This window comes from Acetobacter zythi, assembly GCF_963921165.1.
Lineage (GTDB): Bacteria > Pseudomonadota > Alphaproteobacteria > Acetobacterales > Acetobacteraceae > Acetobacter.
In genome coordinates, this window is sequence record NZ_CAWUEO010000046.1 from 1 (window position 1) to 13,613 (window position 13,613).

Below are 13,613 nucleotides of genomic sequence, written 5' to 3' on the forward strand. Positions count from 1 at the left end.
TGCTGGACCGGGTGCGCTTCCGCCCCATGACCCTGCCCGACCGCTTTATCGACCACAACACGCAGGACGCGCAGTATGACGAGGCAGGGCTGTCCGCCCCACACATCGTCGCAACCGCTCTTAACGCCTTGGGTGTGAGCGCTACGGGCATCGGAGACATGCTCGAAGCAACCTTGTCAAACCGTGCAACCGGGACAAAATCGTAAGCATGAAACGTATTTCTTTCCGCGCAGGTCTCGTGCTTGGCATGAGCATGGCGCTCCTTCCCGTAGTTGGGGCTGGCATGTCCGCCCCGGCTGCGTTTGCCCAGTCCGCTTCGTCCAACGCCGTTATCGCACCCGTTCAGACGCTGTATAAGGCTCTGGACCAGATCGTGCAGTCCCACGGCAGCTTTGCCGAACGCAGCCAGATTGTGGCCGCAGCCGTTGACCAGTCCTATAATCTGGAAGCGGTGCTCAAGGCCTCCATTGGCCTGCGCTACAATAATCTGAATGCTGACGAAAAGCAGAAACTGCTTGCCGCATTCAAGGACTATACGGTCTCGCGCTATGTGAGCAACTTCAAGCCCGGCGCGGATGTCAAGTTCACCATCCAGCCCACCGTGACCGACACCCCCGTTGGCGGCAACAAGCTTGTGGTGACCGACCTTGGCGCCAGCGATGGCTCAACCCCGACCGAAATCAGCTACATTATGAACAATGCTGGCGGGTCATGGAAAATTGTGGACGTGCTGCTTAGCGATGCCCGCATCAGCCAGGCGGCCGCACAGCGTTCGGACTTTAGCTCCACACTGACCTCGGGTGGCGTTTCGGGCCTTATCAGTGTTCTTGAGCGCAAGGCTCAGGCCTCCGCTAAAGACTAAGGGAACAGGATCAGGCGCGTGCGGCAACGCAAACAGACACAACCCCCCATTACGGGGCGCATAATGGTCGGGGCATGGTAGCGGTCTTTCCTCTTCTGGCTGCTGCCAGCGCGCTTCTTTCTGTTACTGGCTGTCTCCAGTCCTCTTTGGGGGCTGGGCTGCTTGCACGCTTCCGCCGCAACGAGCGGCAGCCTGTTGTGCTGGGCAGCCCCCCCCCTGTGACCGTGCTCAAACCCCTGTACGGTTCTGAACCCCTGCTGGAAGAAGCTCTGGAGAGCTTTTGTACGCAGGACTACCCCCAGATGCAGATCCTGTTTGGTGTGCGCGATGCGGATGACCCGGCCATTGCCATTGTCCGCCGCCTGCAAGAACGCCACCCCCAACTGGATATGGACCTTGTGGTGGACCCCGCCCTGCATGGGCTGAACCGCAAGATCAGTAACCTGATGAATATTCTGCCCAAGGCGCGGCACGATATTCTGGTTATTTCCGATTCCGACATTCATGTGCGCCCAGACTACCTGCAACACATTGTATCGGCCCTGCACCAGCCCAATACCGGGCTGGTCACCACCCTGTACGCGGGCCTGCCCGCCAGTGGTTCCGTGGTGCAGATGCTCGCAGCCTGCCAGATCAACCATAATTTTCTGCCCGGCGTCATGCTCTCGCGCTATCTTGGCCGGCAGGACTGTCTGGGGGCCACCATGGCCCTGCGCCGCCAAACGCTGGATGAGGTAGGCGGGCTGGAAGCCCTTCTACCCCATGTTGCGGATGATGCCCTGCTGGGCAGGCTTGTGCGCCAGGCTGGCATGGATATTGCCATTGCCGAATGCATGACATGGACCACCATTGCCGAATCCAGCTTTGGCGAGCTGCTCCGCCATGAACTGCGCTGGGGCCGCACGGTCTGCACACTGGCTCCGGCGGGCTATGCGGCCTCTTCCATCCAGTTGCCCCTGTTCTGGGCCACACTGGTTGTGCTTTTTCAGCCACACGCGGCATGGAGTTTGCCATTCTTCTGGGGCATATGGGCCATGCGTGGCCTAACTTCGCTGCTGATTGACCGCGCCGTGGGCGCGCGCGCGCTGTGGCCACTTTTGCTGTTACCACTGCGTGACTGGCTGTCTGCCGCCATTATGGTGGGGAGTGCAAGCGGTACAGAGGTCCATTGGCGGGGGCAGACCATGCACATTGCCCCCCACCCAACAACAACGCCTGCGCCCGTGCGTAGTCTCTCCCCCGGACCATAATGAACGCATGCAAAGGCTTGCCTTCTTCATGTGCGCCAGAGTAATTGCCTAAACCAAATGCAGACACGGACGTCCTTGAACCAGCATTTATGCCGGAGCTTACCGTTGGACCCCACCGTTCTACGCCCTTGTCAGGATAGAAACCGATGACGATGAGAACCCTTTTCCTCCAGCCGCCAACTTTTGATGGTTTTGATGGCGGCGCAGGCTCGCGCTATCAGGCCCGCCGTGAAATCAAATCTTTCTGGTATCCGACATGGCTGGCCCAACCTGCCGCTCTGGTTCCGGGCAGCCGCCTGATTGACGCGCCCCCCGCCAACATGGGCATGGAACCCATTCTGGAAGACGTGAAGAACCGCGATCTGGTTATCCTGCACACCTCCACCCCGTCCTTTGCCAAGGACGTGCAGGTGGCCCAGATGCTCAAGGACGTGAACCCCAACCTGAAAATTGGCATGGTTGGCGCCAAGGTTGCCGTGCAGCCAGAGGAAAGCCTGCTCAAGGGTGCGCCCATCGACTTTGTTGCCCGCAATGAATTTGATTACACGATCAAGGACATTGCCGATGGCATGCCCCTCAAGGACGTAGACGGCATTACGTGGCGCAACGAGGATGGTGAGATCATTACCAACCGCGACCGCGCCATGATTGAAGACATGGACGCCCTGCCGTTCGTGACCGAAGTGTACAAGCGTGACCTGAAGATTGAAGATTACTTCATCGGCTACCTCATGCACCCGTACCTTTCCATCTACACGGGTCGTGGCTGCAAATCGCGCTGCACGTTCTGCCTGTGGCCGCAGACCGTGGGTGGCCACCGCTACCGCACCCGCAGCCCGCAGCACGTGGCGGCCGAAATCCGTCTGGCCATGCAGTACTTCCCGCAGGTCAAAGAATTCTTCTTTGACGACGACACCTTTACCGATGACCTGCCCCGCGCCGAAGCCATTGCCCGCGAACTGGGCAAGCTGGGTGTTACGTGGTCGTGCAACGCCAAAGCCAACGTGCCCTATGACACGCTGAAAGTCCTGCGCGACAACGGCCTGCGCCTGCTGCTGGTCGGTTACGAAAGTGGCAACCAGCAGATCCTGCACAACATCAAAAAAGGCATGCGCGTTGAAGTGGCGCGTGAGTTCACCAAGAACTGCCACGAACTGGGAATCAAAATCCACGGCACCTTCATTCTGGGTCTGCCGGGCGAAACGAAGGAAACCATTCAGGAAACCATTCGCTTCGCCAAGGAAATCAACCCGCACACCCTGCAGGTTTCCCTTGCTGCTCCCTACCCCGGCACGGCCCTGTTCAAGGAAGCCACGGAAAACGGCTGGCTGGACGAAAGCAACGCCGAACTGCTGGACGATAACGGCGTGCAGATTGCACCGCTGCACTACCCCCACCTGTCGCACACCGAAATTTTCAATGGCGTGGAAGAATTCTACAAAAAGTTCTACTTCCGCGCCCCCAAAATTGCTGCCATCCTTGGGGAAATGATACGTTCGCCCCAGATGATGAAGCGCCGCCTGCGCGAAGGTGTGGAGTTCTTCCAGTTCCTTAAAGGCCGCAAGGCCGCCTGATCTGGCGTAACTTACGGCGCTGGGTGGGGGATGGCGCATAAGTCCCCCACCCAGAACAGCCATGACAGCCCACACCCGCCGGTGTTAGACACAGGCATAAGGTTTAAAAGGGCTGCCAGAACCATGAAACGCGCCATTATTTCCGCCGATGATTTCGGCATGTCGGTTGAAGTGAACGAGGCCATTGAACAGGCCCACATCAACGGTGTGCTCTCAACCGCCAGCCTTATGGTCTCTGGCCCCGCCGCACAGGATGCAGTGGAACGGGCCAGGCGCCTGCCCTCCCTGAATGTTGGCCTTCACCTGGTGGTTATTGAAGGACCATCGGTTCTACCCCATGCCCGCCTGCCGCTGATTACGCGTGATAATGGCTGGTTCTCATCCTCCCAGCTTGGGCTTGGAGTGGACTATTTTTTCCGCCCCGAAGGACGGCGCGAACTGGAAGCGGAAATTACCGCCCAGTTTGAGGCATTCAGCCGTACAGGGCTGGCGTTGGACCACGCCAATGCCCACAAGCACATGCACCTGCACCCCACCGTGGGTAAGCTGATGATCGGGATTGGCAAGGGTTATGGCCTTAATGCGGTACGTGTGCCGCTCGAACCCCCCAAACCCCTCTATGCCGCAGGCACCTACACCGACACGCTGGGCGATGCCGCCCTACGCCGCTGGACCGCCCTGCTGCGCCATCAGGCCCATGCTGCGGGCATGGCCACAAACGACTGGTGCTTTGGGCTGGCATGGAGCGGGCACATGACCACCGAGCGCATGGCGGCTCTGGCGGCCCATTTGCCTGATGGCGTGTCTGAAATCTATTTCCACCCTGCCACGCACAAGAACGCCATGCTTGAAGACCTGATGCCCGGCTATGAGCACGAGGCGGAGTTCCATGCGCTCTGCTCGCCGGGCTTTCGCAAGGGGTTGGAACATGCAGGCGCGCAGCTTTGTGGCTGGCAGGACATCGCACGGGGCGCATAGCTGCTGCGCGCATGTTGCAAATTTATCGTTATAACAAAAATTTGCGTCTGATTTTTTCTAAAATGCCTAATTTTAATAGTTTTTGGTAATAATATTTCAAAACCACCCTTGACCGGGCATTTCCCTTCATGCTCCAGATGACAAACCGACAACAGCAAAAACAATAACGGTCTGTCTCATGGTCGCACATCCTGCCTGGCAAAATACCCGCCTCCGCTCTTATGCCGCCCTGCCACGGGCATTTGGGCGCACCCTTTATACCCTGCCTGTTTTCAAGGTCGCTCTGGCGGTCTGAACAACAGGTTCAGGGGTACGCTCCTTAAAAAAAACATTGCACGCATAAGAGAACTCCCTCCAGCAAGAGCGAGAGGAAGCGGAATAACAATGCCAAAAATACACCGCCCCCAGCGCCCCGGCACGCCCGAGCGCGCGTCCTGTACCCTCCACCCCCGCACAACAGCCGCGGCTGCCATTGCGCTGGCCTCCGTCTGGCACGCGCCCTTTGGCGCGGGCATGGCGCAGGCCCAGACCACCCATGCCTCCGCCCTTACGGCCCAGCCGAGTGTGGCCCCCATTTCGGACGCGATCATCAACCCCGGCAGCAAGGTCCATGCCCTGCCCACGCAGTCCCTGCGCCCGCTGGATGCGGAGGCCATTGGCCCGGACCTGAATGCAATCCGCCGCCCGCCCAACACGCCCATCCCGCCCAGCGGGGTGCCCATTCTGCCCTCCCCCGGTCTGGCGCCGCTGAGTGTGATGCCGATCATGCCATCGGAAACCCCGCACTCCCTGCACCAGATCGAACTGGACTCCCTGACCAATAGCGAAGGCCCCTCCGCCCTGCTGCCCGCAAGCTGGGACGCCCAGCGCGACTTTGACCTGCCAGACCCGTACTACGTGCCCACCGCAGGCACGGGGCACCTTATTCCGCAGCTCATGCCTTTCCGTGACCGGCTGCGTGACAAAGGGTTTTCGTTCTCGTTCTCCTACAAGGGCGAGGCCATGGGGCTGGCCGCAGGTGGGCTGCCCAACCAGAAGGGCATCAGCTACGTGCATGAACTGACCCTGCAAACCACGTTTGATCTGGGGCGTATGAACGCCGCACTCAACGGCTGGTCGGTGCATGGGCTGGTTATGGAACGCGCAGGCCGTGCCGCGCAGAACGTGCGCGCGGGCGAATACTACGTAGCCTTGCAGGAAGTGTACACGCTCTCGGGCAACGTGGCGGCCCATCTGGTGGATATGTACGCCGAGAAAAAGATGCTCAACAACAAGTTGGACATCATTTTTGGCCGTATGTCGCTCACCCATGTGTTTGCTACGTCTCCGCTGCTGTGCTCCTTCATGGTCACATGCTCCGCGCCTGTGGCGATCAAACAGCTACCGGGCATGAGCGTTTACCCAAAGGCCACATGGGGCGCGCGTGCGCGGTTCCGCCCCACGCGGGATACGGCCATACAGGTGGGCGCTTACTCCGTGAGCACCCTGAGCGAGAATCCCTCCGGCTGGGCGTGGGGGTCGGAAGATGCAACGGGCCTGTCCGTGCCGATCGAGTTCACATGGGCGCCGTTCCTGACCCGCAACCGCCTGCCCGGCCACTACGTTATTGGGTATGAGCACGACACAACCCGTTATGCGGACAAGATCGGATCGGTCCTGCCCAGACGGATTGCAAACACCATGCCCGGCACGCGCTCGGCGCCGTCCGACGCCATGTGGCTGGAGACCGACCAGATGGTCTACCGCCTTGGCGGGCGTAACCAGATGGCCGGTGGCTACCTGATGGCGGGCTACGTGCATGCCACACCGCGTGTGGTCAACATATCGGATCAGGCTTACGGCGGGTTCTCCTTTGTGGGGCTGATCCCCACCCGCCTGACCGACCGGTTTGGTGTGCTGTATTCGTGGTACAAAGTCAGCCGCAGACGGCGTGAGAGCGAAATTCTGGCCGTGGATAACGGGTACTCGCTGGGGTCAACCATCCGCGGGATCCAGAACGATTCCGAGCTGATCGAAGCCTATTACGGCATTGACGCAACACATGGCGTGCTGGTCCAGCCCGAGTTCCAGTACCTGATCCATCCGGGGGAAACACACAAAATCCCCAATGCGGCTCTGATCGGCCTGAAAATTGTAGCCAACCTGTAAGCCTCCCCCCTGCCGGTCCGGCACAGGACCGGCAGGGCATATAAAACAGCCCGAATGCCCCCTGCCGCTGTGGCAGGCTCTAGGCATGGGGCGGCACCTCTGCTAGTCAGCAAGGCGAACGTTCAACCTGCACGCGACTGGCCTTGCTGCATCTGGCATGACTGATACGCCCAACACCACCCAATCCCCCGGACAGACCCTTTCCGCCAGAGCGGAAGCGGCCCGCGCCGAACGGCTTGCCCGCCAGGCCGCGGCCCTGCGCGCCAACCTGCGCCGCCGCAAGGATCAGGCCCGGACCAGACAGGATAATACGGCGCAGGATCAGCCCTGCGCCCCCACACAGCCCCCCGGCAATGGAGAGAGCAAGACATGCCCGTGATGCGCGATACATGGATCCGCCAGATGGCGAACGATCACGGCATGATCGAACCGTTTGTGGAAAACCAGAAGCGCGAAGGCGTTATTTCCTACGGTCTTTCCTCCTACGGGTATGACGCCCGCGTGGCGGACGATTTCCGTATTTTTACGGATGTGAACAACGCCATTGTGGACCCCAAGAACTTCAGCCCCGAAGGCTTTGTGTCCCGCAAGGCGGATGAATGCATTATTCCGCCCAACAGCTTTGTGCTGGCCCATACCATTGAATACTTCCGTATCCCGCGCGATGTACTGGTGGTCTGCCTTGGCAAGTCCACCTACGCGCGGTGCGGCATTATTGTAAACGTGACCCCGCTTGAACCCGAATGGGAAGGGCAGGTCACTATTGAGATCAGCAACACAACGCCTCTGCCCGCACGCATTTACGCGAACGAGGGCATTTGCCAGTTCCTGTTCTTCAAAGGTGATTCCCCGTGCGAGGTCAGCTACGCCGACCGCGCGGGCAAATATATGGGCCAGCGTGGCGTTGCCACGCCCCGGATGTAAAGACCATGGACCATTTTGTCATTCGCGGCGGTCGCCCCCTGCATGGAGAAATTACCATTGGCGGGGCCAAAAACGCAGGGCTGAAGCTGCTGGTGGCAGGGCTTTTGACCTCCGAGCGGCTTGTGCTGTCCAACGTGCCCCATATTGCCGATATTGCCACCATGCGCGCCCTGCTGGAGCAGCATGGACTGGATGTGCGCGATGTGGCGGGCGATGGCTCCACCCTGTCTGTCGGGGGGGAAATTACCAATACCGAAGCCCCGTATGACATTGTTTCCAAAATGCGGGCGTCCATTCTGGTGCTTGGCCCCCTACTGGCCCGCTGCCGGGAGGCGCGCGTGTCCCTCCCCGGTGGGTGCGCCATTGGCACCCGCCCGGTGGACCTGCACCTGAAGGGGCTGGAAACACTGGGGGCGGAAATTACGCTCGAAAACGGCTACATTAACGCCCGCGCCCCCAAGGGCCTTGTGGGGGAGCGCATTATTCTGCCCTTCGCCTCCGTAGGGGCGACCGAAAACCTGATGATGGCGGCAACGCTGGCTCAGGGTAAAACCGAGATTATCAACGCCGCGCGTGAGCCGGAAATGGTGGATCTGGCCAACTGCCTGAACGCCATGGGCGCACGCATTACAGGGGCAGGCAGTTCCGCCATTTTGATTGATGGTGTGGAGGCTCTGCACGGTGCCGAACACCGCATTATGCCCGACCGGATTGAATGCGGCACCTACGCCTGTGCCGCCGCCATTACCGGGGGGGACCTGCGGCTGGTTGGCGGGCAGATGGACCACCTTGGTGCTGTTGTGCGCGCGCTGGAGGAATGTGGAACCGAGGTTACGCAGGATGGCGACACCATGCGTGTGCGCCGCACCGGTGCTTTGCGCGGGATAGACATTATGACCGAGCCTTACCCCGGTTTCCCGACCGATATGCAGGCCCAGTTCATGGCCCTGCTCTCGGTGGCCGAGGGCGCGTCCATGATTACCGAAACCATTTTTGAAAACCGGTTCATGCATGTGCCCGAACTCAACCGTATGGGCGCGCGCATTAACGTACACGGGTCTTCCGCCATTATCCGTGGCGTGCACAGCCTGTCTGGCGCACCGGTTATGGCAACCGACCTGCGGGCCTCGTTCTCGCTCATTCTGGCAGGGCTTGCCGCCCATGGGGAGACCATTCTGAGCCGCGTGTACCACCTTGACCGGGGGTATGAGGCTGTGGAGCGCAAACTGGCCAAATGTGGCGCGCTGATCGAACGCGTGCGGGACTAACCCCGGCCACAGACCACAAAAAAGCCGGAGCAGCGCAAACTGCTCCGGCTTTTTTTATACCTGCCGCTTGGGGCAACGGGTGTTAAGCTCAGTCTTCCCACCAGATGCTCAGTGTACGCACACCCTGCGCACCACGAATGAGCACACCCTGAATATCCGCCGTAGCAGACGGCCCGCTCATGAGCACACCGTAATTGGCGGTGTGGAACTCCGGGCGGTCCATGTAGGCGGTATGCATGTTGGCAGTCAGGTTTTTGGCCGACAGAATAACCACAATATGCTGCGTCAGATGGGCGGCGGAGTTCAGGTCCTTCAACTGGGCTTCGCTCAGGTAAATGGACCCCATTTCCGCAATGCCAAAGGGGGAACGCACCACCAGCACATCCACCGATGCGGCCTGCTGGGGGGTGCCCAGTTCCTCAATCCGGATTGTGCCGTCAAAATCGGGCACAGCGGAGCAGATAATTTTGGAATCAGGGAAGCGGCGGGCAATGGCCGTGGCCAGTGTGTCCCCTTCCTGGCGTTCCAGCACCTGCCCGCCCAGAATCTGAAGGCTGTTTTCAAACCGGGCCTGCCCGTTATCCATATCTCCCAACCGTGCCACGGGGGGGAGCGGGTGGGCCTTGGGGTCTGGCCGGTTGTCCCGCAGGCGGGTCAGAATGGCGTCGCGCGATGTGCTCATGCGCTTTCCCCTTCCTTCTTTTTGGTTTTCAGGCGGTTCTGCTTGTACCAGCTATGGAAGGTCTGCTTGACCGGGTGCGGCAGTTCGCGGTGCTTGCCCCACGGGTTAAGCCAGTTATACAGCACAAAGCGCGGCATGGTGCTCAACGCGACCTCGGTGCTGTTAATGGCCGCGCGGTACAGGGTGGGCTGGCCCATAAGCTTGCCCGCCATGTGCATGACCTCACGCTTTACAAACGGCAGTTCATGGTGTTCGGCCAGCACCCTGCGCCATTTGTAAAGCTGCTCATGAATGTTAATTTTGACCGGGCACACATTGGTGCAACTCCCGTTCATGGTCGAGGCAAAGGGCAATGTGCTGTATTTGCGCTCGTTAAAAGTGGGGTCAATAATTGCGCCAATGGGGCCGGAATACACCGCACCATAGGACAAACCACCCGAACGACGATACACCGGGCAGGTATTCATGCACGCGCCACAGCGAATACATTTGAGCGAGGTCCAGAAGTCCTCCATGCCCAGCCGGTGCGACCGCCCGTTATCGACCAGCACCACATGCATTTCGCTCCCCTTCTGCGGGCCACGGAAATGCGTTGTGTACTGCGTAATGGGCGAGCCAAGGGCCGAGCGGGAGAGCATGCGGATAAACACCCCCATATCCGCCATGCGCGGCACCAGCCGTTCAATCCCGATTGTGGCAATGTGCAGCCCCGGCACGGTAGCGCTCAGGTCGGCATTGCCCTCGTTGGTGCAGACCACAAAGGACCCGGTTTCGGCCACCACAAAGTTGCCGCCGGTCATACCCGCATCGGCGGACAGAATGACCGGGCGGGCCGCCAGACGCTGCTGCCATGCAAGGGACTGCGCGCTCTTGTCGTTGGGGTCCGTGTGGTAGTGCTCGGCAAAAATCTTGGCCACATCGGGGATCAGCTTATGCACGGCTGGCACCACAATGTGGCTGGGCATCTGGTTGTCCAGCTGCTGGATACGCTCGCCAAGGTCAGTTTCCGTCACCACAACGCCGCGTGGTTCCAGATACTCGCGCATGCAGCATTCTTCGGTCACCATGGACTTGCTCTTGATGAGCGATCTGGCGCCGTGCTTTTCCAGAATTTCGCCAACTATGCGGTTATGTTCGGCCCCATCGGCTGCCCAATGGACGTGAATACCGTTCTTTTTGGCGTTGGCCTCAAACTGCTCCAGATATTCGGGCAGGTTGGCCAGCGTGTGTTCCTTAATGGCGGATGCGCGCGCGCGCAGTTCCTGCCATTCAGGCAGAATGTGCATCTGCTCATCGCGCTTTTGCCGCAGGTCCCACAGCCGCTCATCATGGAAGTCCATGTGGGCGGTATCTTCAATAAACTCTTCGGCCGCCTTGGCGTGGTTGACAGGTTTGACTTTCATTCCCGCGCTCCATTCAGAATTTCAGCAATATGAATGAAGCGGATAGGCACACCGGCCCGCTCCGCGCACCCTTGCTGATGCATCATGCATGACGTATCGGCCGAAACAATGTATTCCGCCCCGGCCTGATGGTGGTCACGCACCTTGTCCGTGCCCATTTTGGCCGAAACAGCCTCCTCCGTAACCGAGAAGGTGCCGCCAAAACCGCAACACTCATCCGGCCTTTTGGGCGTGGCGAAGGAAATGCCGCGAACCTTGTTCAACAGGTCCATAGGTTTGGAAAAAAACGGCTCGCCCAGTTCGGACATGCTGGCCGTGCGCAACGCACGCAGGGTGCCGCAACTATTGTGCAGCCCCACCTTGTGCGGGAACTCGGCCCAGGGGAAGTCTTCCACCTTGAGCACATCATGCAAAAATTCGACCAGTTCAAACGTGTTTTCACGCACATGGCGCACTTCATCCGTCTGGTCGATGGCATCAAAATTGTCGCGCACATGGTGTGTGCAACTGCCTGATGGCATGACAATCGCGTCGTATTTGGCAAAGTTTTTAACAAACAGTGCCTCAGCCGCCGCCGCGTCCTTGTTGCAGCCCGAATTGGCCATGGGCTGGCCACAGCAGGTCTGGTTCATTGGGTATTCCACGTCCTGACCCAGCTTTTCCAGCAGTTCCAGTGTGGCAATCCCCGCGTTTGGATAAAACGCGTCTATATAACAGGGAATAAACAACCCGATTTTCATACGCACCCCCGGTAAAGCACGAGCCTCCTCAGCTCGCTGCAATCACAATTTCCACTAAAGATGGGCCATCAGTTGCCAAGGCCGCCTCCAGTGCCGGGGCAATATCGGCTGCCCGCGTCAGTCTGGTGGAAGGCACACCCATGGAACGGGCGAGCGCCTGATAGTCTATGCTCGGGTTCACAATATCCATGGCCGGATATGTGCCCTCCCGCGCGGAAATATAATCTTTTTGCTGCCGCATGAAATTCTTGAGCACATTGTACTCCTGATTATTCATGACCACAAAAGTAACAGGCAGCTTTTCATGTGCCGCGGTCCACAACGCCTGTGGCGAATACAGAGCCGCCCCATCCCCCACAAGGGAGACCACGCGCGCGCGCCCAAGGCCGAGGGACGCCCCAACGGCTGCGGGCATGCCCCACCCCAGTGCCCCCCCACGCAGGAAGGAATACTGCGCGGACCACGCACTTTCCAAAAACAGACGCACATCGGAAGATGTGGCTATGGCCTCGTCCACAATGGCAATATCTGGCCCAATGGCGCGCACCACCTCCCATGCGGCCACACTTGGGTGGATCACCACGTCGCTACTATGGGTCAGCACATCGGCTCTGGCCTGCGCCTTGTGGCGCTGGCGCTGTGCGGCAACCTGCTCGCCCGCCGCGCGGTACGCCTGTGCATGGGTTTGCGTAACCGCACGCAATTCAGGCAGCAAAGCCTGTAGCGAGGCCCGGACATCCCCCACAACGGAGAGCGGGGTCCAGAACGTGCGCCCAAGGTCACGCACATCGGACGACATCTGATACACCTTGCAGCTTGGCGGCAGGGCCGGGCCTTCGGTGTACAAAATGGTAATGAGCGACTTGCCACCCAGTGCAAAAATGGCGTCATACGCGCCCAGTGTCTGTGCAATGGCGGTTGCCTGCGTGGGCAGGTTGCCACACCACAAAGGATGAGCCGTGGCAAACGGAATACGCGATGGCCAGGACGACCCATAAACCGGCGCACCAAGGCATTCGGCCACAGCGGCAACCTCGGCTGCGGCATCGGAGCCGTACACCTCGTCCCCCGCAATAATGGCCAGCCGCCCCGGTGCAATGCCCGCCAGTGCGCGGGCCAGCTCGGGCAGGCCACCGGCCACCGCCTGCCGGTTAATGTGCGATGGCGCACCAATGTCCACCGCACTCAACTCCTCCATGACATCCATAGGCAGCGAGAGGAACACCGGCCCGCTGGGGGCTGCCGTGGAATCGTGAAAAGCGCGGCGCAGCAGCACGGGCAACTGGTCCGCATGGGCCACTTCCTGCGCCCATTTGACCGCCGGGCGGGCAATCTGCACCAGATCACCAAACAAGAGCGGGTCGGAAATGGTGTGGCGCGAATCCTGCTGCCCTGCGGTCACCACCAGCGGGGTTTGGGACACACTGGCGTTGAGCAAATTGCCCAGCCCATGCCCCAGCCCGCCCGCTGTGTGCAGGTTAAGGAACCCCGGCCTGCGCGCTGCCTGCGCGTAGCCATCGGCCATAGCCACCACGCTGGCCTCCTGCAGGCCCAGCACGTAATGCACATCCGGCACTTCCAGCAGCGCATCTATGAGCGGGAGTTCGGTGGTGCCGGGGTTGCCAAAAATGTAATCGACCCCCTCGCTCCGCAGCACCTCCAGCAGTACGGCGGCCCCACGGCGCAAGCGGCTCCCGGCTGTATCCACCCCTGTTATGCCTGACATGCCTTGTGCTCCCCTGCGCTGTTGCGCGCCCTGCCTGTTGCCGACCATTCCGCCCTAC

13 protein-coding genes are annotated in these 13,613 nt (G+C 60.0%); 9 read left to right on the forward strand and 4 right to left on the reverse strand.

Annotated elements, in window-relative coordinates:
• From AABE20_RS12745 to murA, 9 genes are all read left to right on the forward strand, one after another.
• Positions 1 to 206: hypothetical protein (locus AABE20_RS12745; RefSeq protein ID WP_338333419.1), on the forward strand; the 206-nt coding region annotated here is incomplete at its 5' end.
• Positions 207 to 208: 2 nt separating this feature from the next.
• Positions 209 to 862: an ABC transporter substrate-binding protein gene (locus AABE20_RS12750; protein WP_338333420.1), complete on the forward strand. Its 654-nt coding sequence runs from the start codon at positions 209 to 211 to the stop codon at positions 860 to 862.
• 74 nt (positions 863 to 936) lie between these two features.
• Complete coding sequence (gene hpnI / locus AABE20_RS12755; protein WP_338333421.1) at positions 937 to 2,112, forward strand: bacteriohopanetetrol glucosamine biosynthesis glycosyltransferase HpnI; 1,176 nt, start codon at positions 937 to 939, stop codon at positions 2,110 to 2,112.
• 146 nt (positions 2,113 to 2,258) lie between these two features.
• The gene (hpnJ, locus tag AABE20_RS12760) at positions 2,259 to 3,686 is read left to right on the forward strand and encodes a hopanoid biosynthesis associated radical SAM protein HpnJ (protein ID WP_338333422.1); all 1,428 of its coding nucleotides are present in this window, start codon (positions 2,259 to 2,261) and stop codon (positions 3,684 to 3,686) included.
• A 123-nt stretch (positions 3,687 to 3,809) separates the two neighbouring features.
• On the forward strand, positions 3,810 to 4,664 hold the full coding sequence (gene hpnK / locus AABE20_RS12765; protein ID WP_338333423.1) for a hopanoid biosynthesis-associated protein HpnK: 855 nt from the start codon (positions 3,810 to 3,812) through the stop codon (positions 4,662 to 4,664).
• A gap of 384 nt (positions 4,665 to 5,048) precedes the next feature.
• On the forward strand, positions 5,049 to 6,812 hold the full coding sequence (locus AABE20_RS12770; protein ID WP_408740958.1) for a carbohydrate porin: 1,764 nt from the start codon (positions 5,049 to 5,051) through the stop codon (positions 6,810 to 6,812).
• A gap of 157 nt (positions 6,813 to 6,969) precedes the next feature.
• Entirely contained in the window at positions 6,970 to 7,191 is a 222-nt protein-coding gene (locus AABE20_RS12775) for a hypothetical protein (RefSeq protein ID WP_338333424.1), read from the forward strand.
• Positions 7,182 to 7,736: a dCTP deaminase gene (dcd, locus tag AABE20_RS12780; protein WP_338333425.1), complete on the forward strand. Its 555-nt coding sequence runs from the start codon at positions 7,182 to 7,184 to the stop codon at positions 7,734 to 7,736. The genes AABE20_RS12775 and dcd overlap by 10 nt, the downstream gene beginning before the upstream one ends.
• Before the next feature lie 5 nt (positions 7,737 to 7,741).
• A complete protein-coding gene (gene murA, locus AABE20_RS12785; RefSeq protein WP_338333426.1) occupies positions 7,742 to 9,004 on the forward strand; it encodes a UDP-N-acetylglucosamine 1-carboxyvinyltransferase in 1,263 nt (420 codons plus the stop codon).
• Positions 9,005 to 9,092: 88 nt separating this feature from the next.
• On the opposite strand, the gene AABE20_RS12790 is transcribed toward murA, so the two are convergent.
• From AABE20_RS12790 to AABE20_RS12805, 4 genes are read right to left on the reverse strand one after another with little or no spacing between them, the layout of a single operon-like run.
• The gene (locus tag AABE20_RS12790; protein ID WP_338333427.1) at positions 9,093 to 9,686 is read right to left on the reverse strand and encodes a LutC/YkgG family protein; all 594 of its coding nucleotides are present in this window, start codon (positions 9,684 to 9,686) and stop codon (positions 9,093 to 9,095) included.
• Positions 9,683 to 11,089, reverse strand: a complete 1,407-nt coding sequence (locus AABE20_RS12795; protein WP_338333428.1) for a lactate utilization protein B — start codon at positions 11,087 to 11,089, stop codon at positions 9,683 to 9,685. The genes AABE20_RS12790 and AABE20_RS12795 overlap by 4 nt, the downstream gene beginning before the upstream one ends.
• Positions 11,086 to 11,829 (reverse strand): (Fe-S)-binding protein, encoded by a 744-nt coding sequence (locus AABE20_RS12800; RefSeq protein ID WP_338333429.1) that lies wholly within the window; start codon positions 11,827 to 11,829, stop codon positions 11,086 to 11,088. The genes AABE20_RS12795 and AABE20_RS12800 overlap by 4 nt, the downstream gene beginning before the upstream one ends.
• Before the next feature lie 28 nt (positions 11,830 to 11,857).
• Positions 11,858 to 13,555, reverse strand: a complete 1,698-nt coding sequence (locus tag AABE20_RS12805; RefSeq protein ID WP_338333430.1) for a thiamine pyrophosphate-binding protein — start codon at positions 13,553 to 13,555, stop codon at positions 11,858 to 11,860.
• Between the last annotated feature and the right edge of the window lie 58 nt (positions 13,556 to 13,613).